23 protein-coding genes and 1 pseudogene are annotated in these 24,715 nt (G+C 63.6%); 8 read left to right on the plus strand and 16 right to left on the minus strand.

All coding sequences use genetic code 11. The features are described from left to right. Positions 1-107 precede the first annotated feature (107 nt). The 4 genes from NCR93_RS25635 to NCR93_RS25650 all read right to left on the minus strand — a co-directional run bounded on the left by NCR93_RS25635 (position 108) and on the right by NCR93_RS25650 (position 4,906). The gene (locus NCR93_RS25635) at positions 108-1,778 is read right to left on the minus strand and encodes an ATP-binding protein (RefSeq protein WP_175981609.1); all 1,671 of its coding nucleotides are present in this window, start codon (positions 1,776-1,778) and stop codon (positions 108-110) included. Beyond that, entirely contained in the window at positions 1,775-3,274 is a 1,500-nt protein-coding gene (locus tag NCR93_RS25640) for an ATPase domain-containing protein (protein WP_008346739.1), read from the minus strand. The genes NCR93_RS25635 and NCR93_RS25640 overlap by 4 nt, the downstream gene beginning before the upstream one ends. A gap of 116 nt (positions 3,275-3,390) precedes the next feature. After that, on the minus strand, positions 3,391-4,182 hold the full coding sequence (locus tag NCR93_RS25645; RefSeq protein ID WP_008346742.1) for an EAL domain-containing protein: 792 nt from the start codon (positions 4,180-4,182) through the stop codon (positions 3,391-3,393). A 136-nt stretch (positions 4,183-4,318) separates the two neighbouring features. Beyond that, entirely contained in the window at positions 4,319-4,906 is a 588-nt protein-coding gene (locus tag NCR93_RS25650; protein WP_008346743.1) for a nitroreductase family protein, read from the minus strand. A 248-nt stretch (positions 4,907-5,154) separates the two neighbouring features. Here NCR93_RS25650 and NCR93_RS25655 point away from each other — a divergent pair, with 248 nt between their 5' ends. Continuing rightward, a complete protein-coding gene (locus NCR93_RS25655) occupies positions 5,155-5,793 on the plus strand; it encodes an NADPH-dependent FMN reductase (RefSeq protein WP_033535800.1) in 639 nt (212 codons plus the stop codon). A 96-nt stretch (positions 5,794-5,889) separates the two neighbouring features. On the opposite strand, the gene NCR93_RS25660 is transcribed toward NCR93_RS25655, so the two are convergent. Continuing rightward, positions 5,890-7,221, minus strand: a complete 1,332-nt coding sequence (locus NCR93_RS25660) for an LLM class flavin-dependent oxidoreductase (RefSeq protein WP_250532301.1) — start codon at positions 7,219-7,221, stop codon at positions 5,890-5,892. A 183-nt stretch (positions 7,222-7,404) separates the two neighbouring features. On the opposite strand from NCR93_RS25660, the gene NCR93_RS25665 reads away from it, so the two are divergent. Continuing rightward, positions 7,405-8,232, plus strand: a complete 828-nt coding sequence (locus NCR93_RS25665) for a MetQ/NlpA family lipoprotein (RefSeq protein WP_008346747.1) — start codon at positions 7,405-7,407, stop codon at positions 8,230-8,232. Between the two features lie 69 nt (positions 8,233-8,301). Here the strand turns inward: NCR93_RS25665 and NCR93_RS25670 are convergent, their stop codons facing one another. Beyond that, positions 8,302-8,943, minus strand: coding sequence for a peroxidase-related enzyme (locus NCR93_RS25670; RefSeq protein ID WP_175981605.1), 642 nt, complete (start codon positions 8,941-8,943; stop codon positions 8,302-8,304). A gap of 209 nt (positions 8,944-9,152) precedes the next feature. Between NCR93_RS25670 and NCR93_RS25675 the strand changes: the two genes are divergently transcribed. Then, positions 9,153-9,728 (plus strand): peroxidase-related enzyme, encoded by a 576-nt coding sequence (locus NCR93_RS25675; RefSeq protein ID WP_008346752.1) that lies wholly within the window; start codon positions 9,153-9,155, stop codon positions 9,726-9,728. A gap of 34 nt (positions 9,729-9,762) precedes the next feature. Beyond that, a complete protein-coding gene (locus tag NCR93_RS25680; RefSeq protein WP_008346754.1) occupies positions 9,763-10,965 on the plus strand; it encodes an acyl-CoA dehydrogenase family protein in 1,203 nt (400 codons plus the stop codon). 83 nt (positions 10,966-11,048) lie between these two features. On the opposite strand, the gene epsC is transcribed toward NCR93_RS25680, so the two are convergent. The 4 genes from epsC to NCR93_RS25700 all read right to left on the minus strand — a co-directional run bounded on the left by epsC (position 11,049) and on the right by NCR93_RS25700 (position 14,709). Then, complete coding sequence (gene epsC, locus NCR93_RS25685) at positions 11,049-11,984, minus strand: serine O-acetyltransferase EpsC (protein ID WP_008346756.1); 936 nt, start codon at positions 11,982-11,984, stop codon at positions 11,049-11,051. Positions 11,985-12,415: 431 nt separating this feature from the next. Beyond that, a complete protein-coding gene (locus tag NCR93_RS25690) occupies positions 12,416-13,147 on the minus strand; it encodes an amino acid ABC transporter permease (RefSeq protein ID WP_008346760.1) in 732 nt (243 codons plus the stop codon). Then, positions 13,144-13,875: an amino acid ABC transporter permease gene (locus NCR93_RS25695; RefSeq protein ID WP_008346762.1), complete on the minus strand. Its 732-nt coding sequence runs from the start codon at positions 13,873-13,875 to the stop codon at positions 13,144-13,146. The genes NCR93_RS25690 and NCR93_RS25695 overlap by 4 nt, the downstream gene beginning before the upstream one ends. 12 nt (positions 13,876-13,887) lie before the next feature. Further along, positions 13,888-14,709 carry an ABC transporter substrate-binding protein gene (locus NCR93_RS25700; RefSeq protein WP_175981603.1) on the minus strand — a complete coding sequence of 274 codons (822 nt, stop codon included), beginning with the start codon at positions 14,707-14,709 and terminating at the stop codon, positions 13,888-13,890. Positions 14,710-14,975: 266 nt separating this feature from the next. On the opposite strand from NCR93_RS25700, the gene NCR93_RS25705 reads away from it, so the two are divergent. Further along, positions 14,976-15,962, plus strand: a complete 987-nt coding sequence (locus NCR93_RS25705) for a sulfonate ABC transporter substrate-binding protein (protein WP_034470195.1) — start codon at positions 14,976-14,978, stop codon at positions 15,960-15,962. 66 nt (positions 15,963-16,028) lie between these two features. Here NCR93_RS25705 and NCR93_RS25710 read toward each other — a convergent pair whose 3' ends face one another. From NCR93_RS25710 to NCR93_RS25735, 6 genes and pseudogenes are all read right to left on the minus strand, one after another. Next, positions 16,029-17,231, minus strand: coding sequence for an acyl-CoA dehydrogenase family protein (locus NCR93_RS25710; protein ID WP_239295381.1), 1,203 nt, complete (start codon positions 17,229-17,231; stop codon positions 16,029-16,031). A 34-nt stretch (positions 17,232-17,265) separates the two neighbouring features. Beyond that, the gene (locus NCR93_RS25715) at positions 17,266-18,954 is read right to left on the minus strand and encodes an ABC transporter ATP-binding protein (RefSeq protein ID WP_250532302.1); all 1,689 of its coding nucleotides are present in this window, start codon (positions 18,952-18,954) and stop codon (positions 17,266-17,268) included. 14 nt (positions 18,955-18,968) lie between these two features. After that, positions 18,969-19,922, minus strand: coding sequence for an ABC transporter permease (locus tag NCR93_RS25720; protein WP_175981597.1), 954 nt, complete (start codon positions 19,920-19,922; stop codon positions 18,969-18,971). Between the two features lie 20 nt (positions 19,923-19,942). Further along, positions 19,943-20,923 carry an ABC transporter permease gene (locus tag NCR93_RS25725; protein ID WP_250437299.1) on the minus strand — a complete coding sequence of 327 codons (981 nt, stop codon included), beginning with the start codon at positions 20,921-20,923 and terminating at the stop codon, positions 19,943-19,945. A gap of 12 nt (positions 20,924-20,935) precedes the next feature. Further along, on the minus strand, positions 20,936-22,534 hold the full coding sequence (locus NCR93_RS25730; protein ID WP_250497451.1) for an ABC transporter substrate-binding protein: 1,599 nt from the start codon (positions 22,532-22,534) through the stop codon (positions 20,936-20,938). A 167-nt stretch (positions 22,535-22,701) separates the two neighbouring features. Then, positions 22,702-22,890: pseudogene (locus NCR93_RS25735) on the minus strand (IS5-like element ISCARN85 family transposase); the annotation flags it as partial. A gap of 165 nt (positions 22,891-23,055) precedes the next feature. On the opposite strand from NCR93_RS25735, the gene NCR93_RS25740 reads away from it, so the two are divergent. The 3 genes from NCR93_RS25740 to NCR93_RS25750 are packed head-to-tail and all read left to right on the plus strand — an operon-like array spanning position 23,056 to position 24,675. Then, positions 23,056-23,604 carry a PAAR domain-containing protein gene (locus tag NCR93_RS25740; RefSeq protein ID WP_175981591.1) on the plus strand — a complete coding sequence of 183 codons (549 nt, stop codon included), beginning with the start codon at positions 23,056-23,058 and terminating at the stop codon, positions 23,602-23,604. Continuing rightward, entirely contained in the window at positions 23,604-24,254 is a 651-nt protein-coding gene (locus NCR93_RS25745) for a M35 family metalloendopeptidase (protein ID WP_175981589.1), read from the plus strand. The genes NCR93_RS25740 and NCR93_RS25745 overlap by 1 nt, the downstream gene beginning before the upstream one ends. Beyond that, entirely contained in the window at positions 24,235-24,675 is a 441-nt protein-coding gene (locus tag NCR93_RS25750) for an OmpA family protein (RefSeq protein WP_175981587.1), read from the plus strand. The genes NCR93_RS25745 and NCR93_RS25750 overlap by 20 nt, the downstream gene beginning before the upstream one ends. The last annotated feature ends 40 nt before the right edge of the window (positions 24,676-24,715 follow it).

Below are 24,715 nucleotides of genomic sequence, written 5' to 3' on the forward strand. Positions count from 1 at the left end.
GTACCTGTCGGTTCCGATCCCGCCACTTCAGGTCGGCAGTGTACTCGAAATGACAGGGCAAGACGACGCTCCGGACTTCCCGTCTCGCAGGTTCGACGTCGAGCGCGTCAGTCTTCTGCGTCGATCATGTCGTTGATTTTCAGCACGAGCTCTTCGATCGCAAACGGCTTCGTCAGCAGGTGCGCGCCCTCTTCGACCCTGCCGTTGCCGAACACCGATTTCTCCGCATATCCCGTCATGAAAAGGACCGGCAAGGCGGGCCGCCTGAACCGCGCCCGGTCCACCATCTCCTTCCCGTTCATGCCCGGCATGCCGATGTCGCTGACCAGGATGTCGATCTCCGCGTTCGAATTGAGGATGTCGAGCCCGGACGGACCGTCGCTGGCTTCGATGACATTGAAACCCGCATCCTTCAGCACTTCGGTGCAGCCCAGGCGAATATCGGCTTCGTCATCGACGACGAGCACCGTGCGCTGCTTTCCGACAGCAGGCAGGACGATCGTCGCCGGCAAATCTTCCGTTTCCGGTGTCGAATCCGTCAGTCGCGGCAGATAGATGCTCACCGTCGTGCCCTTGCCGACCTGCGACTCGATCGACACTTTGCCCCCCGACTGACGCGAAAATCCGTACACCATGGACAAGCCCAGGCCCGTGCCCTGCCCCAAGGGCTTCGTGGTGAAGAACGGATCGAACGCCTTGTCGATGATTTCCGCTGCCATGCCGTATCCCGTGTCGGCGACCGCGATCACGACGTAATCGCCATCGCTCAAACCGTGCAGGCGCGCAAGGCGTCCCTTGAAGGAGACGTTGTTCGTGCGGATCGTCAGCGTGCCGCCCGCGGGCATGGCGTCGCGTGCGTTGATGCACAGGTTGAGCACGGCGTTCTCCAGTTGCACCGGGTCGCTCAACGTCGTGTGCAGGGTTTCTTCGAGCCGCGCATTCACTTCGACGGACGGTCCCAAGGTGCGCCTTATCAGATCGAGCATGCCGTCGATCAGGCGGTTCGGCGAGATCGCCTTGGGGTCGAGCGTTTGTCTGCGTGCGAAGGCAAGCAGCCGATGCGTCAGCGCGCCGGCTCGCTGCGTCGCATCGTGCGCGCTTTGGACGAAGCGTTCGATGTCGGCGAAACGGCCCTGGCGCATGCGCAGCTTGGTCAACTCCATGTTGGTGTTGATGACCTGCAGCAGGTTGTTGAAGTCGTGCGCGATGCCGCCCGTGAGCTGACCGATCGCCTCCATCTTTTGTGCTTGCCGAAGCGTTTCTTCGGCCGTCATCAGCTCTTCGGTGCGCTCGGCGACCCGCCGTTCCAGAAGCTGCGCGGCGTCCTTGAGCTCGTCGAGATGCCGTTTCGTCTGAAGCTGCCGTGCGCGCGCGCGAATCAGACCGCGCGCCACGCTTTGAAGCACTTCCGCGGTCAACGGGCGTGCGAGCAACGTGACATTGCCGAGCGCTTCGAAGAGACGCCAGCGTTGCACCGTGCTCGGACGATCGCCCGGCACCGTCAGAATGCAGATAGGAATGTCCGACCACGGCGGCTGTTTTTCGAGGCAGTCGGCAAAATCGCCCGACGGCGCCAGCTCGGAAAGCGACTCTTCGGTCAACAGCAGCCCCGCGATGCTCATGCCGTCGTTTTGCCGAAGCTGTTTGCAGATATCGGCCAATGTGCCGATTTCGAGCGCATCGATGCCGCCGGCGCGCAGCGTCTCGACGATGATCCGCGCATCCTGTCCGACCGGCGCGAGCACCTGCACCGTCGTCGGCGCTTCGTGACGCATCATGACGCGTCAGCCGGTTGGTCGCCCTCGCCGATCAATTCTTCGCGGGCGCCTTCGTAGGTCGGAACGCCGGTGAAAATGCCGCGCAAGGTTTCGAGCGGTGGCCCGACTTCCACGCCAATCGACGAAAGCTGATATTCGTGGATCGCGTTGTCGTGCAGGCCCGTTCGCTGTTTGATGACCGAAAGTGCGCGCCGCAAACGGCCCGCGGCTTCGAAAAAGCGCAGAAGCAACACGGTGTCGCTGAGGAAACTGAGGTCGATCGGGTTCTGGACATCGCCGACCACGCCCTGTTGAGCGAGCACGATGATCGTCACGACGCCGCGCCGATTCAGATAGGTGAGCAACTCATGCAGATGCAGGACGAGCGAACGCTCTTCCGGCATCGTGCTCAGATACGAATTGATGCTATCGATGACGACCACGCGAGCGTTGCGGTCTTCGACATCGCGGCGCACGGCCCACACGAATTCGCCCGGCGAGAGACGCGACGGGTTCATCCGCCGCCATGAGAATCGCTCGCTCGCCATGGCCTCGTCCGCGCTCAGGCCCAGGCTGTGGCCGCGTCGCAGGAATGTCTCGTAGGTCTCATCGAACGAGAAGTAGGACGCAAACTCGCCGTTGTTCGCGCTCGACAGCGCATAGCTCAAGGCGATCGACGATTTTCCCGCACCCGATGGACCGATCATCATCGTGGTCGTCCCGCGATCGAGTCCGTGGCCGAGAATGCGATCGAGGTCCGCGAAGCCGCTTTCGAGCGGCGCTCCGCCGGGAAGACTCGCATGTTCGTCGGCGATCAGGCTCGGAAACACGAGCACTTCTCCCGGCACGAGCATGTAGTCATGCCATCCGCTCTGGAAGTTCATGCCGCGCATTTTTGCGACCCGCAGCCGCCTGCGCGCGGCGCCGTAGTCGCGCTCGATCAGTTGAAGCGTGATGACGCCATGGACAAAACTATGAAGTTCTCCGTCCTCTCCGCTCAGAAGGTCGTCGAGAAGGATGGCGGTGACCTCCCTTCCCTGCATGAAGCGCTTGAGTTCGAGCATCTGCCGCCGGTAGGCGAGCTTGTTTTGCGCGAGCATGTGCAACTCCGACACGCTGTCGATGACGACCCTCTCGGCGCCTGTCTCCTCCACGCGGCGGATGATCCGTTCGATGGTCCTGTCGAACTCGACCTCCGACGGAAAGAGCACCGTTTGCTGACGCGATGCGTTGGCCTCGTCCGGTATCAGTTCGAAGATATCGATACCGGACATGTCCCAGCCGTGCGTGGCTGCCGCGCTTCGAAGCTCCTGCTCCGACTCCGAAAAGGTGACATACAGGCACTTCGCAGCTTTCTCGACGCCCGCAATGAGGAAGCGCATGCCGATCGTGGTTTTTCCAGTGCCGGGCGCCCCTTCGACGAGATGCAGCCGATGCGTCGGCAGCCCGCCGCGCAGAACGACATCGAGTTCGGGGATTCCTGTCTTCGTGAGCGGCAGTGGAACGATCTCTGGCATAACCGGCCTTTGAGTGGTGTTTTTTACCTCCTAGCAATTTTTCGGCCTTGAAGAGTTTTGGTCGCCAAGTCAGCTTGCTTTGCGAAAAGCACGGCTGAAACGGCAATTTCGCGCGCTCAGGACTGGACTGTCCAGTCTTCGGTCGGCGCGGGCAGAGAGCGAAACGCGGGCTTCGCGAAGAAATATCCCTGCATCAGCGTGACGCCCTGCGCGAAGAAGAAGTCCCGCTCGCCACGGGTTTCGATGCCTTCGGCGATCACGCGGATGCCGAGATCGCCGCACATGGACAACACGCCCCGCACGATGCTCTGCCGCACCGAATCCGTGTCGATTCCGCGCACCAGTTCCATGTCGAGTTTGATGAAATCTGGCTGGAATTCGGCGAGCAGCGTGAGCCCGGAGTAGCCGGCGCCGAAATCGTCGATGGCGGTCTGAAAGCCGAAGCGTCTGTACGCACGAAATATCTCGACCAGATGCGAGCGGCTGATGACGCTCTCGCCCTCTACGGTTTCGAAGATGATGCGATCGGTCGCGAACTTGAATTTCTCGGCCGCCTCGAACGTGCTGCGGATACACGCTTCAGGCTGATAAACCGCGTTCGGCATGAAATTGATCGACAGGAATCCGCTCATCTCGAGCGACGCGGCCTGTTCGATCGCCACGGTGCGGCAGCGTTGATCGAAATGGTAGCGATTGGCTTCGTCGACCCGCGCGAGCACCGATCCCGCCGATTCGCCGTTCGGGCCGCGCACTAGCGCCTCATGGGCATACGCGACGCCATTGCGCGTATCGACGATAGGCTGGAACGCGAAGGCCAGATCGATGACGTCGCTATCGGGGACGCGGCAACCCGTGCACTTGTGCGACGCATCGCCGTGCGCGAGCTGGATGGCTGGCTTATCTTTCATGAATTTTTCGGATCGCGCACGCGGCGCACGTTTTGACTAGTCTTTATCGACACGAATCGACATGGGCTTTACACCCCGGACGAGAAACCGTGCGCTGCACAGTCGCGCGCCATGTCGCGGCGCGCTCCCGCTTTACTCAGTTCTTCCACCCGCCGAACTGCGCGATGTCGACCACCGGCAGCCGCTTGCGCGGCGCTTGCTCCCGTTCGGCCAACGCGTCGGACAGCACGCCTACATCGCCATGATGCGCAACCGAGATCACGGCGAGCGGCGTGTAACGCTCCGCGATGCCGAACGCGTCCCGCAAGGCCTTCGCGTCGAAGCCGCTCATCGAATGGGCGGCGAGGCCGCGCGCATGCGCCTCGAGCAGCAGCGCCAGCGCCGCGGCGCCGGTATCGTAGCTCGCGTTCGGATTGACCTCGCCCTTGGCGTTGAGCGTATCCGCGAGCACCGCGATCAGCACTTGCGCGTTCCGGTTCCACGTCTGGTTGAACGGAACCAGCGTGGCGAAGGCGTCCTCGAATGCGGCAGCGTTCCGGGTCTTCTCGAACACGAGAAAGCGCCAGGGCTGCACGTTATACGCCGATGGCGCCCAGCGCGCCGCTTCGAGCAGCGCAAGCACATCGGCGTGCGCGACGGGCTGTTCGCCATAGGCGCGCGGACTCCATCGTCCGGCGAGCAAAGGATGAATGTCGATATCGGTCGGTGCGGGTCGGTGCGTCATGGATTCTGGCGATCGAAATAAAAAAGGGCTTCCAGCATAAGCCGTGCGGCGCGAACGCGATATGACTTCCCGTGCTGATTAAATCGGCGCCGACGATAAGCCGCCTTCCCGCGCCGCGGGCATGTACACGCATATCCTTAGCTCGATTCGTGCTTTCCGCTTGGCGATCCGGGCGACTATCATGGTCAGTCTTAGCCGCCCGCTGAATAGTCACTGCGCGCTGTTCCGCCTTATCCGGAGTTGTCATCTTGTCCCGTATCGAACCCATTCGCCGGCCGCTCGTGGTCGGCATCGGCGGCACTACGCGCCCTGCATCGTCCACCGAACGCGCGCTGGGCTTCGCGCTCAAAGGCGCGGAAGAATCCGGCGCTCGCGTGCGTCTGTTCGGCGGCGCATTTCTGCACAGCCTGCCCCACTACGCGCCCGAAACGCGCGATCTCACCGACGCCCAGCGCGAACTGATCGAAGCCGTGCGCGACGCCGATGCGCTCGTCATCGCGACGCCCGGTTATCACGGCGGTATCTCCGGGCTCGTGAAGAACGCGCTCGACACACTCGAAGAACTGCGCAACGACGAGCGCCCTTATCTCGACGGCCGCGCGGTCGGCAGCATCGTCACCGCTTATGGCTGGCAGGCGGCGGGCACGGTGCTGACCTCGCTGCGCTCGATCGTGCATGCGCTGCGCGGCTGGCCGACGCCCTTCGGCGCCGCCGTCAACACGCTGGAAACGCGCTTCGAAAGCGCCGACCATTGTTCCGATCCGAAGGTCGTCGAGCAGTTGTTTACCGTCGGACAGCAGGCGTCGAACTTCGCACTCGCGTTCGCTTCGCACCGGCCGGATGCGTGGCATGCAGTGACTCGCGAAGTCGCGCTCGCACAGCGCTGAGGCAGGCAAGACGTCGAAAGCATACGGTCGATCCGTGCGCTTCGACGATGACGATGATTAGTATCCCGACGCACGTTCCGCGCGATGCCGCGCGCATCAGCCGCGCGCGAAGAAACGGTTGGCCGGCCTCGGCAAGCCGAGATGCTCACGCAGTGTCGAACCCTCGTAAGCGCGACGGAAAATGCCGCGCCGCTGCAACTCCGGCACCACCTTGGCGACGAAATCATCCAGTCCCGCGGGCAGATACGGGAACATCACGTTGAAGCCGTCGCTGCCTTCCTCGACGAGCCACTGTTCCATTTCGTCGGCGATATCCGTCGCGGTGCCGACCATCTGCAAGCCGGAATAGCCGCCGACACGCTGCGCCAGTTGCCGCACGGTGAGCCCCTCCGCGCGCGCCATGTCGATGACGCGTTCGCGCGCACTTCTGCTCGCGTTGGTTTCGGGAATCTCGGGCAACGGGCCGTCCGGATCGAACGACGAGACATCGTGGCCGAGCGCGATCGACAGCGACGCGAAACCGCTGTCGTCATGCACGAAAGCGTCGAGCAATGCGCGCTTTTCCTGCGCTTCGTCACGCGAGTCGCCCACTACGACGAACGCGCCCGGCAGCATCTTCAGATGCTCGCGCGCGCGGCCTGCGCGCTCCATCCGGCCTTTGACATCGGCATAAAAGCGCTTGCCCGCGGCGAGATTCGGCTGCGCGGTGAAGACGGCATCGGCGGTTTCGGCGGCGAGCTGCCTGCCCGCTTCGGACGATCCCGCCTGCACCACGACCGGCCAGCCCTGCACCGGCCGCGCGATGTTCAGCGGCCCGCGCACCGACAGATATTCGCCCTTGTGATCGAGCACGTGCAGCTTCGCGGGATCGAAGAAGAGGCCGCGTTGCGTGTCCTGCACGAAGGCGTCGTCGGCCCAGCTATCCCAGAGACCGGTAACGACATCGTAGAACTCGTGCGCGCGCCGATAGCGCTCGTCGTGCTCCATGTGTTCGTCGCGGCCGAAATTCAGCGCGGCATCCGGGTTCGACGTGGTGACGAGATTCCAGCCCGCGCGCCCTTCGCTCAGATGATCGAGCGATGCGAACCGCCGCGCGATGTGATACGGCTCGTCGAACGTCGTCGATGCAGTAGCGATCAGGCCGATGCGCTCGGTCACCGAAGCGAGTGCGGACAGCAGCGTGAACGGCTCGAACGATGTCGCCGTGTGGCTGCGCTTGAGCGCGTTGACCGGCATGTTCAGCACGGCAAGATGATCGGCCATGAAGAACGCATCGAAACATGCTTTCTCCAGCGTCTGAACGAACCGCTTCAGATGTCGAAAGTTGAAGTTCGCATCGGGATACGCGCCGGGATAGCGCCACGCGCCGGTGTGCAGGCTCACCGGACGCATGAATGCGCCGAGATGGAGTTGTCGGGACTGTGGCATCGCGTCGATGAATGAAGGAGTGGCGAACCGCGTCAACTTACTCCAACTCGCGCAAACACGCTCGATCGCGCTGACCATTTGCAAATCATGCGACGGGACATATCCATAGCGCCCGATATTATTTGCCGCGCACGCGCCGCGCCTCTAGCATCGGCTTCTTTCAACCAGCCTGCCTGTCCATTCGTGAAGATCAAGCATTCATTCAAGACTGTCCTGTTCCCGGTCCTGCTCGCGTGCGCCGTCGTGAGCGCGCAGCCGTCGTTCGCGGCGAACCAGACCGTGCGGGTCGGCATCATGTCCGGCGAGGACGAGGATGTCTGGCGCACCGTCGCGGCCAACGCCGCGAAGCGCGGCATCACGGTCAAGGTCACGACCTTCTCCGACTATACGCAGCCCAACGAGGCGCTCGCGCAGCACGATCTCGACGCCAACTCGTTCCAGCACAAGCCTTATCTCGATGCGCAGATCCAGGCGCGCCATTACGACATCGTGCCGGTCGGCTTCACCTATGTGCAGCCGATCGGCCTCTACTCGCGCAAGGTGAAGTCGGTGGACGCGCTGCCGCAGAACGCGTCGATCGGCGTGCCGAACGACCCGAGCAACGAAGGCCGCGCCCTGCTGCTCCTGCAGGCGAACGGCGTCATCAAGCTGCGCGAGAACGTCGGCCTGCTGCCGACCGCTCGTGACATTGCGAGCAACCCGAAGCATGTGCAGATCAAGGAACTGGACGCGGGTATCGTCGGCCGCGCGATCGGCGATGTCGACGCCGCCGTCGTCAATACCGATTGGGCGATCAAGGCGGGCATCCAGATTCCGCAGGAGCGCATCGCGCAGGAAAAGGTGACGAACAATCCGTATCGCAACTTCATCGCGGTGAACGCGAAAGATGCGCAGGCGCCGTGGGTCAAGGCACTGGTCGAGAGCTATCAGCAGGCGAATGTCGCGTCGTCGATTCTTTCCGTGTATCACGGGGCGACGTTGCCGGCGTGGGAAGACGCGCCGCAGCATTGAACGCGACGGCGAAGCATCGCCGATCATCGGGACGCGGGGCCTGTTTTCGGAAGGAAACAGGCCCCGGCTTCATAGTGTCGCCGGATCGCGGCCCGCAAAGAACTGTTCGTCCGGCACCACATTCAACGCGATGGTCAGCCGGTTCGCATAGTTGAAGAACGCCGATATCTCCAGCACTTCGGTCACCGCCTGCTGCGTGAAGCCTATCGAGCGCAGCCATTGCAGATGCTCATCGCGAATGCTGCCCGGCTCGCGCGTGAGGCGCTCCGCGATCTCCGCGAGCGCCGCCTCCTTCACGGACAGGCGCACATGGCGAAAGCCCTGCGCGATGCGCTGCGCACGCACGGTATCGCCCGAGACGGCCGCCAGCGCCTGCGTGTGATTGAAAACGCAATAGCTGCATTCGTTCACGGCCGACGTGACCACCGCGATCAACTCGCGCTCGGCTGCCGTGAGATGGCTGCGGTGCGGATCGAATAGATGCTCGTAGAACGTGACGAGCCGGTACGCGGTATCGGGGTTGACGGAAAGCGCCGCAAGCCAGTTGGGCACGAAGCCATACTGACGGCGAAACTTCGCGTGGATCGCCGCGACGTGCGGCGGCAAGCGGGCCTCGTCGGGCAAGCCGAAACGGGAAACCGGTTCGCGTATTGCATCGGCATCCGAATTCAGCTGATCGGCGAACGGATCTGAAGGTGCAAGAGTGGACATCGTATGGAGTCTCCTGGCGCTATGTTCGGGCATCCAAATTAACGCACTCGCCGACGAGCGGTGTGACTGATTTTTCATAAGCTAATCGGTGTTTGGACACATCGCGCTCGCCGAATTGCAAATCGCAAATCGATATTGGATCGCACGAAAGATCGCTGCGCATAATGAGCCGCAGCTTCTCTTCACTCCTTCCAGGCGAGGCATGTGACATGGCAGAAGTTCTGAGCACTGAGACGCACGTCATCGGACGGCTCGATGTTCCGACGCACGATGCGCTGAGCGACGATCTCCGGCAACTGGTCGAGCAGCACGGCGGCGACAACTGGATTCGGGCGCTGTCCCTGAATGCCGATACCGCGCGCCGCTTCACGCAGTACTTCGAGAAACTTTTCAGCGCGACGGGCGGACGACTGCCGCTCGACGAGCGCGAGCTGATCGCGGTGATCGTGTCGCGCACGAACGGCTGCGGGCTGTGCGCAATCCATCACGCGCATGCGCTCGGCGAGGCGCTCGGCGACCGCGTGCAGGCCCGGCGCATTGCGCTCGACTATCACCTCGCGGATCTGTCCGCGCGGCAACTGGCGCTCGCCGAAATCGCCGAGACCATCACGACATCGCCGCGCGCGATTACCCGTAAGGACTTCGACCGCCTGCGCACGCTCGGCCTCGACGACGCCGATATCCTCGAAGCGATCGAGACCGCGTCGTGGTTCAACCATACGAACCGCATCTTCATCGCGGCCGGCGTCGTGCCCGACGAGAAGTATTTCTCGGCGCTCGCGTAATGCCGATCCCGCATCCGCACACAGGAGAGTTTCGATGAGCGCCGTACTCGAACCCGTCATCGCGTCGCCCGCGCCGGGTGATGCCTCGCATCTGCTGTCCGACGCGCTGCTCGATGCGATCGGCCAGCGCGCCGCCGGTTATGACCGCGAGAATCGCTTCTTCTCCGACGACCTGCGCGATCTTCACGAAGCCGGTTTCCTGCGCGCCACGGTGCCGATCGAATTCGGCGGACTCGGCCTCACGCTGCCGCAACTGCTGCGCGAGCAGGTGCGGCTCGCGGCCCGCGCGCCATCGACGGCGCTTGCGCTGAACATGCATCTGTACTGGGTCGGCGCGGCGCTGCATCTGTATCGGCGCGGCGACAAGTCCGCGCAATGGATTCTCGAGGAAGCGGGCGCGGGCAAGGTGTTCGCGGCAGGCCATGGCGAGCCGGGCAACGATCTCGGTCTCGCGTGGTCGTCGGTGAAGGCGACGCCGTTGCCGGACGGCGGCTATCGCTTCGACGGCCGCAAGATCTTCACCTCGCTCGCGCCCGCATGGGACTGGCTCGGCGTGCATGGCATCGACGACTCCGATCCACAGGCGCCGAAGATCGTGCATGCATTCATCCGGCGTGACGCGGCGGGACATCGCACGGTGCAGACCTGGGATGCGCTCGGCCTGCGCGCGACGCGCAGCGACGATACCTGGCTCGAAGGCGCCATCGCGCCGCGCGACAAGGTGATCCGCGTGCTGCCCGCGGGCATTCCCGACGATCCTTTCGTCGATGGCATTCTCGGCGCGGTGCTGCCCGGTCTCGGCGCGGTCTATTACGGCATCGCGAAGCGCGCGTTCGACATCGCGGTGGAATCGGCGAAGCAGCGTGCATCGCCGGCCATCGGCGGCAAGACTTATGCGTACAAGCCGCTGACGCAGCAGGCGGTCGCGCAGGCGGCCATCGAGCTTGCGAGCATCGAGGCGCTCGTCGAGCGCGCGGCCGAGCGCTGGTGGACGGGTTACGGCGAAAGCGAACCGTGGATCGCGCACTTGCTTGCGGCGAAACAGCATGCCGTCGATGGCGCGTTGCGCGTGGTGAACCTCGCGCTGAAGATCGCAGGCGCGGCTTCGCTGTCGCGTCATAGCGAGCTGGAACGGCTGTATCGCGATGTGCGCGCGGGCGCGTTTCATCCGCCGAACGCGGATGCGGCGCATGAAGTCATCGGTCAGGCTTGGCTCGGGGTGCTCGGTCAGGCGTGAGCGTCGCGGCGCACGGTTGACTTTTCCATGCGTTGCGCGCTTGAACTTCTGCATTCAGGCTTGCGCTTCGCGAATCATAGTGCTTACCGCGCAACCTCCACTGCGGACGCACGCGCGCCTTCCTCACCGCTTTGCGAAAGCGCCTGCGTCACCGAAGCACCGGGCGCGACGTCGTGCGTGAGCCATACGTTGCCGCCGATCACCGCGCCGCGTCCGAGCGTCACGCGTCCGAGGATCGTCGCGCCCGCATAGATGACCACATCGTCCTCGACGATCGGATGACGCGCGAGGCCCTTCTCCAGATGACCTTCCGCGTCGCGCGGAAAGCGTTTCGCTCCGAGCGTCACCGCCTGATAGACGCGCACGCGATTGCCGATGACCGCCGTCTCGCCGATCACCACGCCCGTGCCGTGATCGATGAAAAAGCCCGAGCCGATGCGCGCGCCCGGATGAATGTCGATGCCCGTTTCCCCATGCGCGAGTTCGGCGACGATGCGCGCGAGCAGCGGCAACCCGAGCCGGTAGAGCTCGTGCGCGACGCGATGGTGAATCATCACGAGAATGCCGGGATAGCAGAGCAGCACTTCATCGACGCTGCCCGCCGCCGGGTCGCCCTGATAGGCCGCGAGGATGTCGCTGTCGAGCAGACTGCGAATGCGCGGCAGGGTTTTCGCGAACGCGCGTATCGCATCGCTCGCGCGCGTTTCGACGGCGTGATCGTCGCGCGGCAGATGACGCGCCTTGTATTGCAGTTCGAGCTTCGCCTGCACGAGCAGCCCTTGCAGCGCGAAGTCGAGCGCGTGGCCGACGTAGAAGTTTTCGCTTTCCTGTCGCAGGTCGGGCGGTCCGAGCCGCATCGGAAAGAGCGCGCCTTTCAGTGCGCCGATGATGTCGCCAAGCGCCTCGCGTGCGGGAAGCTCGCGCCCGCCCGGTTCGAGCGAGCGCTTCTGGGCTTCGCGCCACTGCTGGCGGACTGTCTGAAGCGATTGGACGATGTCGTCGATGTCGAATACAGCCACAGTGCAGTCCTTTCTATGTAATGGGTCAGCTCGCGTGGGCGCGCGATGCGCGAGCGGTAAATTCGTCGCGCGCGCTCATCGATGGGAGCGAGCGGTCGACGCGCCGCCTGCATCGCAGCGAAACAGCGGCGGTTCGACCGGCGGCTGAAACATGTCGACCGCATTGCCCATGTTGAAGTAGCCCGCCTGCGCGAATAACGCGATGTGTTCAAGCCGCTCCGCGCGGCTCGCCTCTCCGTCGCCGCGCGTAGAAGTGCGCGGCGGTTCGCACCCGCACGCATTCATCGCGCGTCTGGCTTCACGCAGAAAGCGGCGCTCGCGCGACCGTTCGAAACGGTTGGACAGCATGTGCCAGCAAGACGTCAGGATATGCGCCATGACTCGCTACCTTCGAATGACGATGACATCAATCTAGGCCCGCGCGACGCGTTTCACAAACGAGCTTTTCTGCGTTGCATTGCAGGCATCGTGCGGACCCGGCTGCGCTCTGCGGAGCGGCGCGAGAGCAGTGCGTGCGCGAGCGCTTGCAGCGCACCGCACAGCATCAGATAGACGAAGCCGACGAACAGGAAGATCTGCGCCGGATAGACCATCAACCGGTTGTTGAGCTGATTGGCGAGGAACGTGAATTCCGGCACGCCGACGATATAGGCAAGCGACGTATCCTTGATGAGCGAGACCCATTGATTGACGAACGACGGCATCATCACGCGCACGGCCTGCGGCAGCACGACTTCGCGCAGCGCCTGCCAGCGCGTGAGTCCGAGCGACATCGCCGCCTGCCACTGCCCGTTGCCGATCGACACGATGCCCGCATGGACCGAATGCGACAGATACGCGCCGCCGATCAGCGCGAGCGCGCATACGACGGTCGCGAGGCCCGGCACATTGACGTGCAGCAGAATCGGCATCAGAAAGAAGGTCCAGAAAATCAGCATCAGCACGGGAATCGCGCGAAAGAACGCAACGAGCGCGGTCAGCAGGATCTGCGCGACGCCGCGTGTCATCGAAAGCGCGATGCCGCCCGCGAGCCCGATGATCGCCGCAAGAATCGCGGAGGAAATGGAAAGCGCGAGCGTCAGCGCAACGCCGCCGAGCGGTCCGGAAGGAAACGCGCCCAGCAGGAGATAGCGCAGCGACGCGAACCAGTCGACCTCGTTCATGCGTGGACTCGCCGCAACGCGCGCACGCCGGTGCGCTGCCACACGACCAGCGCCGCTTCGATGACCGCGATGGTCAGCACATAGAACACCGTGGCCGTGCCGAATGCCTGAAATGTCCTGAAGGACTCGGTATCGACCTGACGCGACATGTACGAAAGCTCCGCGACGCCTACCGCCATCGTCAGCGACGAGTTCTTCACCACGTTCATGTATTGCCCGGCGAGCGGCGGCGTCGCGATGCGCAGCGCCTGCGGCAGGATCACGTAGCGCAGCGCGGCATAGCGGCTCATGCCGAGCGCGGCCGCCGCCTGCTCTTGCGCCGCACTCACGCCACGCATACCCGCACGAAACTCCTCGCCGATGAACGCCGTCGTGTAGCAGGTCAATCCGATCCAGCCCGCGAACAGCTCGAAACTCGGCCAACGCAAAACGAACGGCCCGAACGTCGCGGCATGCGGCGTGTTGAGCCACGTCATCCATTCGGACGGCAGCAACGCGGCCGCCCCGAAATACCAGAACAGCAACTGGACGAGCAGCGGCGAATTGCGAAAGACGAAGACATACGATGCCGCGACGCGTGCGAGCGCCGCATTGCCCGACGTGCGCGCGACGGCCAGCGCGAAGCCGAGCAGCGTCGCGCAGATCGCCGCGCAGGCGGACAACATCAGCGTGACGGCGAAGCCCTGCTCCAGCCACGCGAGATATTTCGGATCGAGCCAGCTATGCATGATCGACGGCGATCAACCGTTCTTCTGCGGATCGCCGATCTTGAAGAGGCGCGGCAGCGGCGCGGCGCTCTTCGGGCCGAACCACTTGTCGTAGATGCGCGTCGCTTCGCCGTCCGTTTCGAGTTTGGTGAGCGTGCCGTTCACGGCGTCGAGCAGGCGCGTCTCGCCCTTCGGCACGCCGACGCCTTCGTAATCGTTGGAGATCGTGAAGGCCGGAATTTCGTAGCTGGCCTTGTCCGGCACGCGCGCGAGCAACGCAACCAGCTTCGGTCCGTCCTGCGTGATCGCCTGCACGTTGCCCGTGCGCAGCGCGGCGAAAGCGAACGGCGTGTCGTCATAGGCGACGATGGTCGCGTTCGGGAATTTCGCCCGCACCTGCTGTTCGTTCGTCGTTCCCTTGTCCGCGCCGATGCGCAGGCTGTTGATCTGATCGGGCGATTTCAGCACGCCCTTCTTCGCGATGAACTGCGTGCCCGATGCGAAGTACGGCGTGCTGAAATCGACTTCCTTTTTGCGCTCGTCGGTGATCGTGAAGTTGGCGAAGACGAGATCGACCTTGCCCGACTTCAGAAACGCGATGCGGTTGGCCGGATTGGTCGGCTGCACTTCCAGCTTGACGCCCAGGCTCTTCGCCACCGCGCGCGCATAGTCGACATCGAGACCGACGATCTGATTGTCCTTCGGATCGACGAAGCCGAACGGCGGATTGCTGTCGAACGCCGCGACGCGCAGCACGCCGGCTTTCCTGATGTCGTCGAGCTTGTCCGCATGCGCGGCATTCGAAGCCACTGCCAGCAGTGCAGCGAGCACCGCGCCCCAGGTCCTGATTTTCATTGGTGAGTTCCTTGTTCGTTGCGCCGGTGTGCGTCGCCGGGCGGCGGCACGATGGCGAGGCTGGCACTCTATCGGTGCCGCCGCTCCGACGGAACGAAGTTTTTGTCACGAAGAAAGCAGGCGTGGAGATTTGGCGCGACGCCCGCATTGCCGTCGCGTGCACATGCTTATGACTTCCGTTGCCATAGCGATATGTGCATCGCTACGTTGGTCCGAATGGGCGCTCGTCTTAGCATCGGAAGCTTTCGCCAACCAGAGCTTCCGCCATGTCGAAAACAAAAACCACCGATCGCCGCGCTTTTCTCTCCCTGACCGCGCGGGCCGCGACGGGCGCCGCCGCGCTCGCGGTCACGCCGGCATCGTTCGCCCAGCAAGCCGCGCAAGCGCAGCCGCGCGTGTTGCGCATCGGCAATCAGAAAGGCTATCTGAACCTGCTCAAGGGACGTGCAACGCTGGAGAAGCGTCTGGCTCCGCTCAACGTATCCGTGAGCTGGACGGAGTTCTCCGCGGGTCCGGTGCAGCTCGAAGCGCTCAATGTCGGCTCGATCGATTTCGGCGACGTGGGCGAAGCGCCGCCGATCTTCGCGCAGGCGGCCGGCGCGCCGCTCGCCTATGTCGCCGCCACGCCGACGCGGCCGCATTCCGAAGCCGTGCTGGTGCCGGCGCAATCGTCCGTCAAAACGGTGGCGGATTTGAAAGGCAAGCGCATCGCGTTGAACAAGGGCAGCAATGTCCATTACTTCCTCGTGAAGCTGCTGCGCCAACATGGCCTTCAGTATCGCGACGTCGAACTCGCCTATCTCGCGCCCGCCGACGCGCGCGCCGCCTTCGAGCGCGGCTCGATCGATGCGTGGGTCATCTGGGACCCGTACTTCGCCGCCGCGCAGCAGTCGCTGAATGCGCGCGTCGTGGCGGACGCGAGCGGCGTCGTGGGCAACCGCGCCTACTATTTTTCGTCGCAAGACTATGTGGCGAAGAATGCCGACGTGATCCGGATCGTCATCGAGGAGATCAAGGCCGTCGATCAATGGGGCAAGCAGCATCCGGACGAACTCGCGAGCGAACTCGCGCGGCTTTGGGGCCTGCCCAAACCTGTCGTCGATCTCGCGGTGAGCCGGCAGGTCTTCGGTACGGAAGCCATCACGCGGGCGATCATCGCGGAGCAGCAGCAGATCGCCGACACCTTCGTCGAGCTCGGGCTGGTGCCGAAACATGTCGACGTGCTGAGGGCCGCGCCGCCCGGTCTTGCTTGACGGCCGTCGATGCCTCGCGCGCCGCGCCTGAAAGCCGCGGCATCGTGTAGCGATCCGCGCAAGACGTCAGAACACGCGCCCTTCGGTCAGATGCGTCGTCACGCCGTTGAGCGCGTAATCGCCGATCACGCGCGCCTTATGCATCAGCGGATTGTGGCTGAAGATCGTGCGCAGATTGCGCCAGTGGCGATCGAAGTTATGCGCGCGCGCCGTCGCCGATGCGCCGCCCGCTTCGAACATGCGCTCCGCCGCGCTCAACGCGAGCTTGCTGACGACGATCTGCGTGCGCGCCGTCGCGAGCGCGCCTTCCAGCACGAGCGCGTCGGCGCCGGCATCGCCGTTGCGGATCGCTTGCGACGATCGTTCGAGCACGCGCGCGTTGTCGCGCACGAGCGCATCGATCGCGTGACTGTTCGCGCTCAATTCGCCCACGACCTGCTGAATGAACGCATCCTCGCGGGCCGACGGCGCCGCGCTATGCAGCACGGGGCGTCCGTGTTTCAGCACATAGCGCTCCGCATCCGCGACGACGTTGCGTACGATGCCCGCCGCCACCGCCACCAGATGCAACTGACGCAGCGCGCCACCGTGACGGCCCGTGAGCGTCGTCTGCACGCGCGGCGTGACTTCGTCCGCGTACACGATCAGATCGTCGAACTCGAGACTGCCGCTCGCGGTCATGCGCTGCCCCATGCCGTCCCAGTCGTCGAGCACGCGCAGCCCCTCGCGTTGAACCGGCACGACGGCTATGGCGGCCTCGCCGTGTTCGTCCTGCACGTTCAGGCGCGCGTAGTCGGAGAACGCGGTGCCCGTCGCGTAGTACTTGCGGCCGCTCAGACGAAAGTGATCGCCTTCGCGCCGAAGTTGCGTCGTGATTTCGCCGGGGCGCGACGTGCCCGCTTCGGTCGATGCGCCGCCGAAGATCGCGCCTTCCGCCACGCGCTTGATCTGCAATGCATTGAACGGCGTGCGCGGCGCAAGCAGCAGCGCTTCGGTCTGGTCGAAGTGAATGCGCAACGCGTGCGCGACGTTGCTTTCGTGCGCGGCAAGCGTTGCGATCACGTCGAAGACGTCTTCGAGCGAGCCGCCGAGTCCGCCCCATTCGAGCGGAAAGCGCAACGTCCCGAGGCCCGATCGACGAAACAGCGCAAAGGCATCGAACGGCAGTTCGCGGCGCGCCTCGCGCGCGGCCGCATCTTCGCCGATGGCCTGTGCCAGCTCAGGCAGCGCGGCGAGCGCGGCTTCGAGTTTCTGATTTTTATTCGACATATGACGTGACGTTCCTATGGTATTGATGCGTGCTCTACGCGGCCTGCGCGTCGAATCGTTTGCCGGGAATCGCTTCGAGCAGCGTGCGCGTGTACGCATGCTTCGGCGCGCGCCATATCTCGCGATGATCGCCGCTTTCGACGATGCGCCCGCCATGCATCACATGGACGCGGTCGGCGATATAGCGCACCACCGAGAGATCGTGCGAGATGAAGAGATAAGCGAGCCCGAGGTCGCGTTTCAGCTCGACGAGCAGATTGAGTATCTGCGCCTGAATGGACACATCGAGCGCGGAGACGGGTTCGTCGCAGATCAGCAGCGCGGGCTCGAGCACGAGCGCGCGCGCAATGCCGATGCGCTGCCGCTGACCGCCCGAAAACTCGTGCGGATAGCGATCAAGCGCGGCGCTCGGCAAACCGACGCGATCGAGCATCGCGCTTGCGCGTCGGCGGCGTTCGCGCGCATCGGCGATGCCGTTCACGATCATCACCGTATCGAGGATGTCGCCGACGCTGCGGCGTGGATTCAGCGACGCATACGGGTCCTGAAACACCATCTGCACCTGCGCCCGCAGCGGGCGCAACGCGCGTTCGCTCAGGGGCGTCAGATCGACGCCGCGCAGGCGGATCGCGCCACCCGACGCCGGCACGAGACGCAGGATCGCTTTCGAAAGGGTCGACTTGCCGCAGCCGGATTCGCCGACGAGACCCACGGTTTCGCCGCGCGCGATATCGAACGACACGTCGTCGACGGCGCGCAACGCGCCCCTGCCATGCCGATGCACATAATCGACCGTCAGATGTTGCACCGAGAGCAGCGGCGCGTCGTTGTCGAATCGCGTTTCCGGCGCGCTGACGGGCGCAAGCGGCGTCACGTTGAACGCGGGCTTGTCATCGGCGCCTTGCACGTGACGAATCTCCGGCAGCTTCCAGTCGCGGTAATGCAACTCCGTCGCCACGTTCAGCGATGCGCCCAGCAGCCCGCGCGTGTACGGATGCCGCGGCCGCTCGAAGAGTTGACGCACCGGCGCTTCCTCGACCTTTTCGCCCGCGAGCATCACGGCGACGCGATCCGCATGTTCGGCGACGACGCCGAGATCGTGCGTGATGAGCAGCAGCGACATCGACAGATCGCGCCGCAATTCGGCAAGCAGTTCGAGAATGCGCGCCTGAATCGTGACGTCGAGCGCGGTGGTCGGTTCATCCGCGATCAGCAGACGCGGACGGCATGCGACGGCCATCGCGATCATCACGCGCTGGCGCTGTCCGCCCGACAGCTCGTGCGGATAGTCGAAGACGCGTCGATGCGGCTCCGGAATACGCACGAGATCGAGCAGTTCGACGGCGCGCTTCATCGCCGCTGGCTTCGACAGCGCTTCGTGCCGTCGCAAGGTCTCGACGATCTGCGCGCCGACCGTGAGCACCGGATTGAGCGATGTCATCGGCTCCTGAAAGATCATCGAGATGTCGCGGCCGCGCACATCGCGCATTTCACGCGGGCTCAGCGCGAGCACGTCGCGTCCGTCGAAGCGGACGCTGCCCGTCACGCGGCCCGGCTCCGGCACGAGCCGCATGAGCGACAGCGCGGTCGCCGATTTGCCGCAGCCGGACTCGCCGACGAGCGCGAGCGTCTCGCCTTCGGCTATGTCCAGATCGATGCCGCGCACCGCACGATGCGCGCCGAAACTCACGCGCAGATCGCGCACTTCAAGAAGATTCGCCACGGACAGGTCTCGGGTCAGGAACGTTCGCGCATGCGCGGGTTGAGTGCGTCGTTGAGGCCGTCGCCGAGCAGATTGAGCGCGAGCACCGCGAGCACGATCGCCGCGCCCGGCACGGCGGTCAGATACCACGCGGTGCGCAAGGAATCGCGCCCCGCGCCGATCATGCCGCCCCATGTGACGACGTTCGGGTCGCCCATGCCCAGAAACGACAGCGAAGACTCGATCAGGATCGCGCTCGCGACCATCACCGATGCGGTCACGATCACCGGCGGCAGTGCGTTCGGCAAGATCTCGCCGAAGATGATGCGCGCGTCGGAAAAGCCCTGACTGCGCGCGGCGAGCACGAAGTCCGACGAACGCAGCGTGCGGAACTCGGCGCGCATGATACGCGCGACCGTCGGCCACGAAGCGATGCCGATGGCCAGCGCGATCACCGTCACGTTCGGCCGCCCTATCGCGACGATCACGATCACGAGCAGAAACGACGGCACGGTTTGAAACAGCTCGGTGACGCGCACGAGAAGATCGTCGATGACGCCGCCGAAGAAGCCGCCGATCGCGCCGACGAGCGTGCCGATGACGAGCCCGATCGCCGCCGCCGATGCGCCGATCAGCAGCGACACGCGTGTGCCGTGCGCGATGCCGGCGGCGACATCGCGGCCGAGCGAATCGGTGCCGAGGCGATACAGCGGGTCGCTGCCCGGCCATTCGAAGGGCGCGGCGACCATATCGAGCGGATCGCCGGGAAAAAGATACGGCGCACTCAGCGCAAGCGCGATGAACGCAGTCAGCAGCACGATGCCCGCGAGCGCGGACGGATTGCGCAGCAGCGCGCGCCACACGCCGCGCGAGGCGCGAGCGTAAGGCGCACGTTGAGCGCGCCGCGCGCCGAATAGCGCACCGGCGAGCTGGCGCCGCCACGCCGAGCCCTGGCCGGATGAAGCGAGTTCGGTGGAATCGGAAGCCATGCGTTTTCAGGTTCGATGAGTCAGACGATGCGTGGATCGAGCCACGCCTGCAGCAGATCGACCGTCACGTTGGCGACGATCACGAGCAGCGACGAAAGCAGCAACACGCCGAGCAGCACGCTGAAATCGCGCGCCATGACGGCATCGAGCGCAAGACGCCCGAGGCCCGGCCAACTGAACACGGTTTCCGTGACGGCCGCGCCGCCGAGCAGCGTGCCGAAGTGAATGCCGACCATCGTCGTGAGCGGCATCAGCGCGTTGCGCAGCACATGACGCACGGTGACGCGCAGCGGATGCAGCCCCTTCGCGTGCGCGGTACGCACGAAGTCCTGGCGCTTCACTTCGAGCATCGCGGCGCGCGTGAGACGCGCGTAGATGGCGACGAAGAAAGTCGCGAGCGTCACGGCCGGCAGCAGCACATGTTTCGCGACATCGGCGGCATACGCGAAGCCGTGCAAGGACGCGCCGACGGTGATATCGCCGCCGCTCGGCAGCCAGCCGAGATGCACCGAGAACAGCACGATGGCGAGCAGGCCGATCCAGAAGCCGGGCGTCGAATACAGCACGAGCGCGAGCACGGACAGCACGCGATCCGGCCACTTGCCCGCCCAATGCGCCATGACCGCGCCGAGCACGATGCCCGCGACGATCGCGAGGGCGAGCGCCGTGCCCATCAGCAGCAAGGTGTTCGGCAGCCGCGACAGAATCAGCTGCATGACGGGCGCGTCGTAACGCGGCGAATAGCCGAGACTGCCGTGCGCGAGATGCGACAGATACGCGCCGAGCTGATGCAGCACCGGCTGGTCGAGGCCGAACTTCGCGCGCAATGCCTGCAGCGTTTCGGCGGTCGCGGAGCCCGCTTCGCCCGCGAGCACATCGGCGGCGTCGCCGGGCATCAGCTTCAGCAGGAAGAAGTTCAGGACCACGATGGCGAGCATCGTCGGCAAGGCCTGCCATGCGGTGCGCCGCGCGATGGCGGCGAAGCGCGTGCGTCGGTTCATCGGCGTCCGTCCTCAGGCGCTCAGCCACACATCGGCGAGATTGCCTTCCAGCCCCTGCGCCGACACCGTGTGATTGCGCACGCGCCGGTTCGCGAGCGTGACCATGCGCGGCGCGACGAGATTCAGGATCGGCAGGTCGCGATACACGATTTGCTGAAACTGCTGATAGAGCGCCACGCGCTTCTTCTCATCCGTTTCGATCGATGCCGATTCGAGCAGCGTATCGACTTCCGCATTGCTGTAGTGCGGCGCGTTCGAGAACGGCACGCCGGGCCGGATGTTCTTCGACCAGTAGAGACGCTGCACGCCCACGCTCGGATCGAACAACGTATTCACGCCGATGCTCGTGAAGTCGAACTGACGGTCCGCATACACGCGCTTGAGGAACGAAGGCAGATCCTGCGAACGCACGGTCACGTCGATGCCCACACGCGCGAGCGCCGACTTCACGTAATCGGCCTGACGCCGGTACATGTCGCCATAAGGCAGGAAATCGTGCGTCAACTGGAAGCGCGGGCCGCCGTTCTTGCGCGGATAACCCGCGGCATCGAGCAGCTTTTCCGCGTTCGCGATATCGAATGCGTAAGGCGCGAGCTTCCCGTCGTGATACGGCGAGGCGGGCGTGATCGGCGTCGGAGAAATGTCGGCGTAACCGTAGGCGATCGTCTTCTGCACGATCTGCGGATTGATCGCATGGGCGATCGCCTGACGCACGCGCACGTCCTCCAGGATCGGATGCGCGAGATTGAAATCGATCTCCGAGAGCGGTTCCAGAAAGCGATAACCGCGCGTTTCCACGGCGAGCTGCGGCAATTGCGTGAGACGCGGCAGATCCGAAAGCGGCACCGGATTCTCGCCGCCGAGATCGAGCGCGCCGGTTTCGAACGCGGCGGAGCGCGCGGCGGCATCGGGAATCACTTTGAACACGAGCGAATCGATATACGGCTTGCCCGCGTCCCAGTAATCCGGATTGCGCTCGTAGACGATGCTCGCGCCCCGCGTCCACGACTTGAAGCGGAACGGCCCGGTGCCGATGGGCGCGTTGTTATGCGGGTTCGTCAGCGGATCGCCGTTCGCGTAGAGATGCTTCGGCACGATCGGCGATTCGCCCGCCGACAGCGCCTTCAGCAGATACGGCGCGGGCTTCGACAATTCGACGATCGCGGTGCGCGCATCGGGCGTCGACACGCGCGTCACGTTGGCGAAGGTGCTGCGCCCGCGCGGATGGATCGACTTCAACAAGTCGATGGAAAACGCCACATCCGCCGATGTGAACGGCTCGCCGTCGTGCCACTTCACGTTCTGGCGCAGCGTGAACGTGTACTTGAGACCGTCCGGGCTCACGTTCCACGCGGTCGCGAGCTGCGCCTTCGGCTTCAGATCGAAGTCATAGGCGAGCAGGCCTTCGAGCACCTTCGAACTCGCGACGAGCGTGGGGCCCGTCGTCTGGAAGATCGATACGAGCACGGGCGGCTCGGGATTGATCAACATGTTGAGCGTGCCGCCACGCCTGGGTGCCGCTTCCTGCGCGAAGGCGAGCGAAGACAGGCCGGCGGACGCGAGCGCCGCGCCTGATGAGACCAGAAAATCGCGTCGGTTGAAGCCTGCCATGTGATGCCATTCCTCTCTGTTCGTTGTTCGACGGCCGAATATGACGCGCCGCGGCGATCACGATAAAACGGCTGCGCGCGCGCGTGAACGAACGGTTATGCATATGGAAAGCATGGCGGCGCGAAAAGCATGTGACGTTGGGTGCAATGCCGAGAGGCGTGTTCACACTATCGAAGTGTTTCCACGATGAGGGCGAAGTTGATAAAGCCGATGAACATCAGAAAGACTTTGTCGAATCACGAGAAAATCCGACGAAAGCCCTTCAACCGACGGAACAGCCGCGCCACTTCGTTGCGACGTTCGTACATTATCCGGTCGTACTACCAAGGCTCGACGCGCGTGCTTAACGGAGCAATACGTTGAAGTTTGTAGATTCGAAGATTTTTTTACCAGCATCCCGTTGAACTTTTCCAACGAGTTCGTATGCTGACGTCACTACTTCAACCGAGTGGCGTCTTTCCAAAAGCCTGAAAACATATGCCAAAAAGCAAGAATAACCAAACAGGTAGCAGGGCCCAATCATGATGCGCCGGTTTGCTGTGGTCGGCGATAAGCTAAGTAACAACGGTGAGATTTGCGATTACAAAGGGCCCTTTTTCACGTTGAGCGGCCATCAAGCCGCGCTTATCAACGGTGCCGCATATTGTCCCGTCTGCAAGACAACCGGCTATATCGCGAAGGAAGGCGGTCCGCGCCGCATGACGTTAGGTGCAAGCGAGATAGCGCTAGAAAATGATGTCGTCATATGCGACTGTCCGGACCATCCGCGCATCTTCGCAAGACTCGCGGGGGAAGCTTGGTACGAAGATCTTGTCGAGAGTCTCGGGGCCATCCGTCATTGCGCGACTGGAAGTGACAACATCGCTGCCGCGCCTTTGGCGTCCGTGTTCGATGAAGCGTACGTTCTTCGCAGCAAGATGAACGGCAAGCCACTCTCTAACGTGGCGTATCGCCTGATTGGCGAAAGCGGAACGCTCATCGAGGGCGTGACCGACGCAGCCGGCAGGACGCAACGCATCAGGACCAATGCGGCCGAGCGTGTGACGGTCGCGGTGGAGGATGTGAAGTAATGGCAAAGGAGTTCTTCGAAGTTCATTCGTCGATGACTAACACGGTCGAGGGTTCGTCCGTGGATGTGTATGTCAACACGGAGCGCATTTGCCCGAATATGACGAATGCGGAATTCAGAAAGATGTTCGCTGCGGCGCAGGACGAAGCAGTTCAGAAGATTGAAATGCGCCTGGCTGCGTTAGATGTCTGGAGCGCCAGCGAAAAGGCTCGTGTATGGCGATGGTTCGGCCGCAACGACGAGGCCACTCATAGGCGGCTTCGAGATGGACTCACGAAAGTCCTTGAGGTAGTGCGCGGCTTCGGGCCCGAAAACGTAGTGCGAAGTGGGAGCGAAGCAGACCATGCAACAGGCTGCCTTCCGAACTCACGCACGGATGGCGTTGCGGCGCACGTATGCGCCCCGGATACCGCCACGCACACAATGGCAATCGATCTGAACTTTTGCACGATGCGGCCGTGGAGCGGCACAGGTGACTCGCAGGCATCAACTATCATTCATGAGGCGACTCATTTTCTCGACACGATGGCAACAGGCGACCCTCAGTACACGATAACTTTCAGGCTAAAGGAATGGGGGCAGGCGCATCCGGATCTTGCAATAGTGAATGCTGACAGCGTGGCGGGGTACTGTGTCTTTTCTGAAAATTAAGCTCCTGATTCCGGCGCTCTTGCTCACGTGGTTCGGTTCAGCACTGGCCTGTGATGGCCCACAGAATCAACGTGGAGAAAATATCGATGTTCTCTTCGCGCGAAATTCTGCGTCGCTCAGTGTCAAGGAATTGGCACGGCTCTCGGCATGGTCCGCAGAAATGCGAAAGTTTGAATACGCGGACGTTATTCAAGTGGTCGGCCTCGCGGAATCAATCGAGGTTATGCCGAGGAAGCTGGCAGAGCAGCGTGCCCAAAAGGTGTGGAGCGCCATGCAGCAGTTCGGCTTACAAAGTTCGCATTTGTGGGTAACTGGGCGCGTTTATACCGTGCGTGAGCCACGAAGGTTTTCCGAGCCGGGTGGGCAGCGGGTGGAAATCACGTTCGGTCCCGGATGCCCGAACAACTGTTGCACGCGCTAGAGGCGATCGCTACGCCACGCGCACCGCTCCCCCACCACCC

It is taken from the genome of Caballeronia sp. ATUFL_F1_KS39, from assembly GCF_023630985.1.
Taxonomy (GTDB): Bacteria; Pseudomonadota; Gammaproteobacteria; order Burkholderiales; family Burkholderiaceae; genus Caballeronia; species Caballeronia zhejiangensis.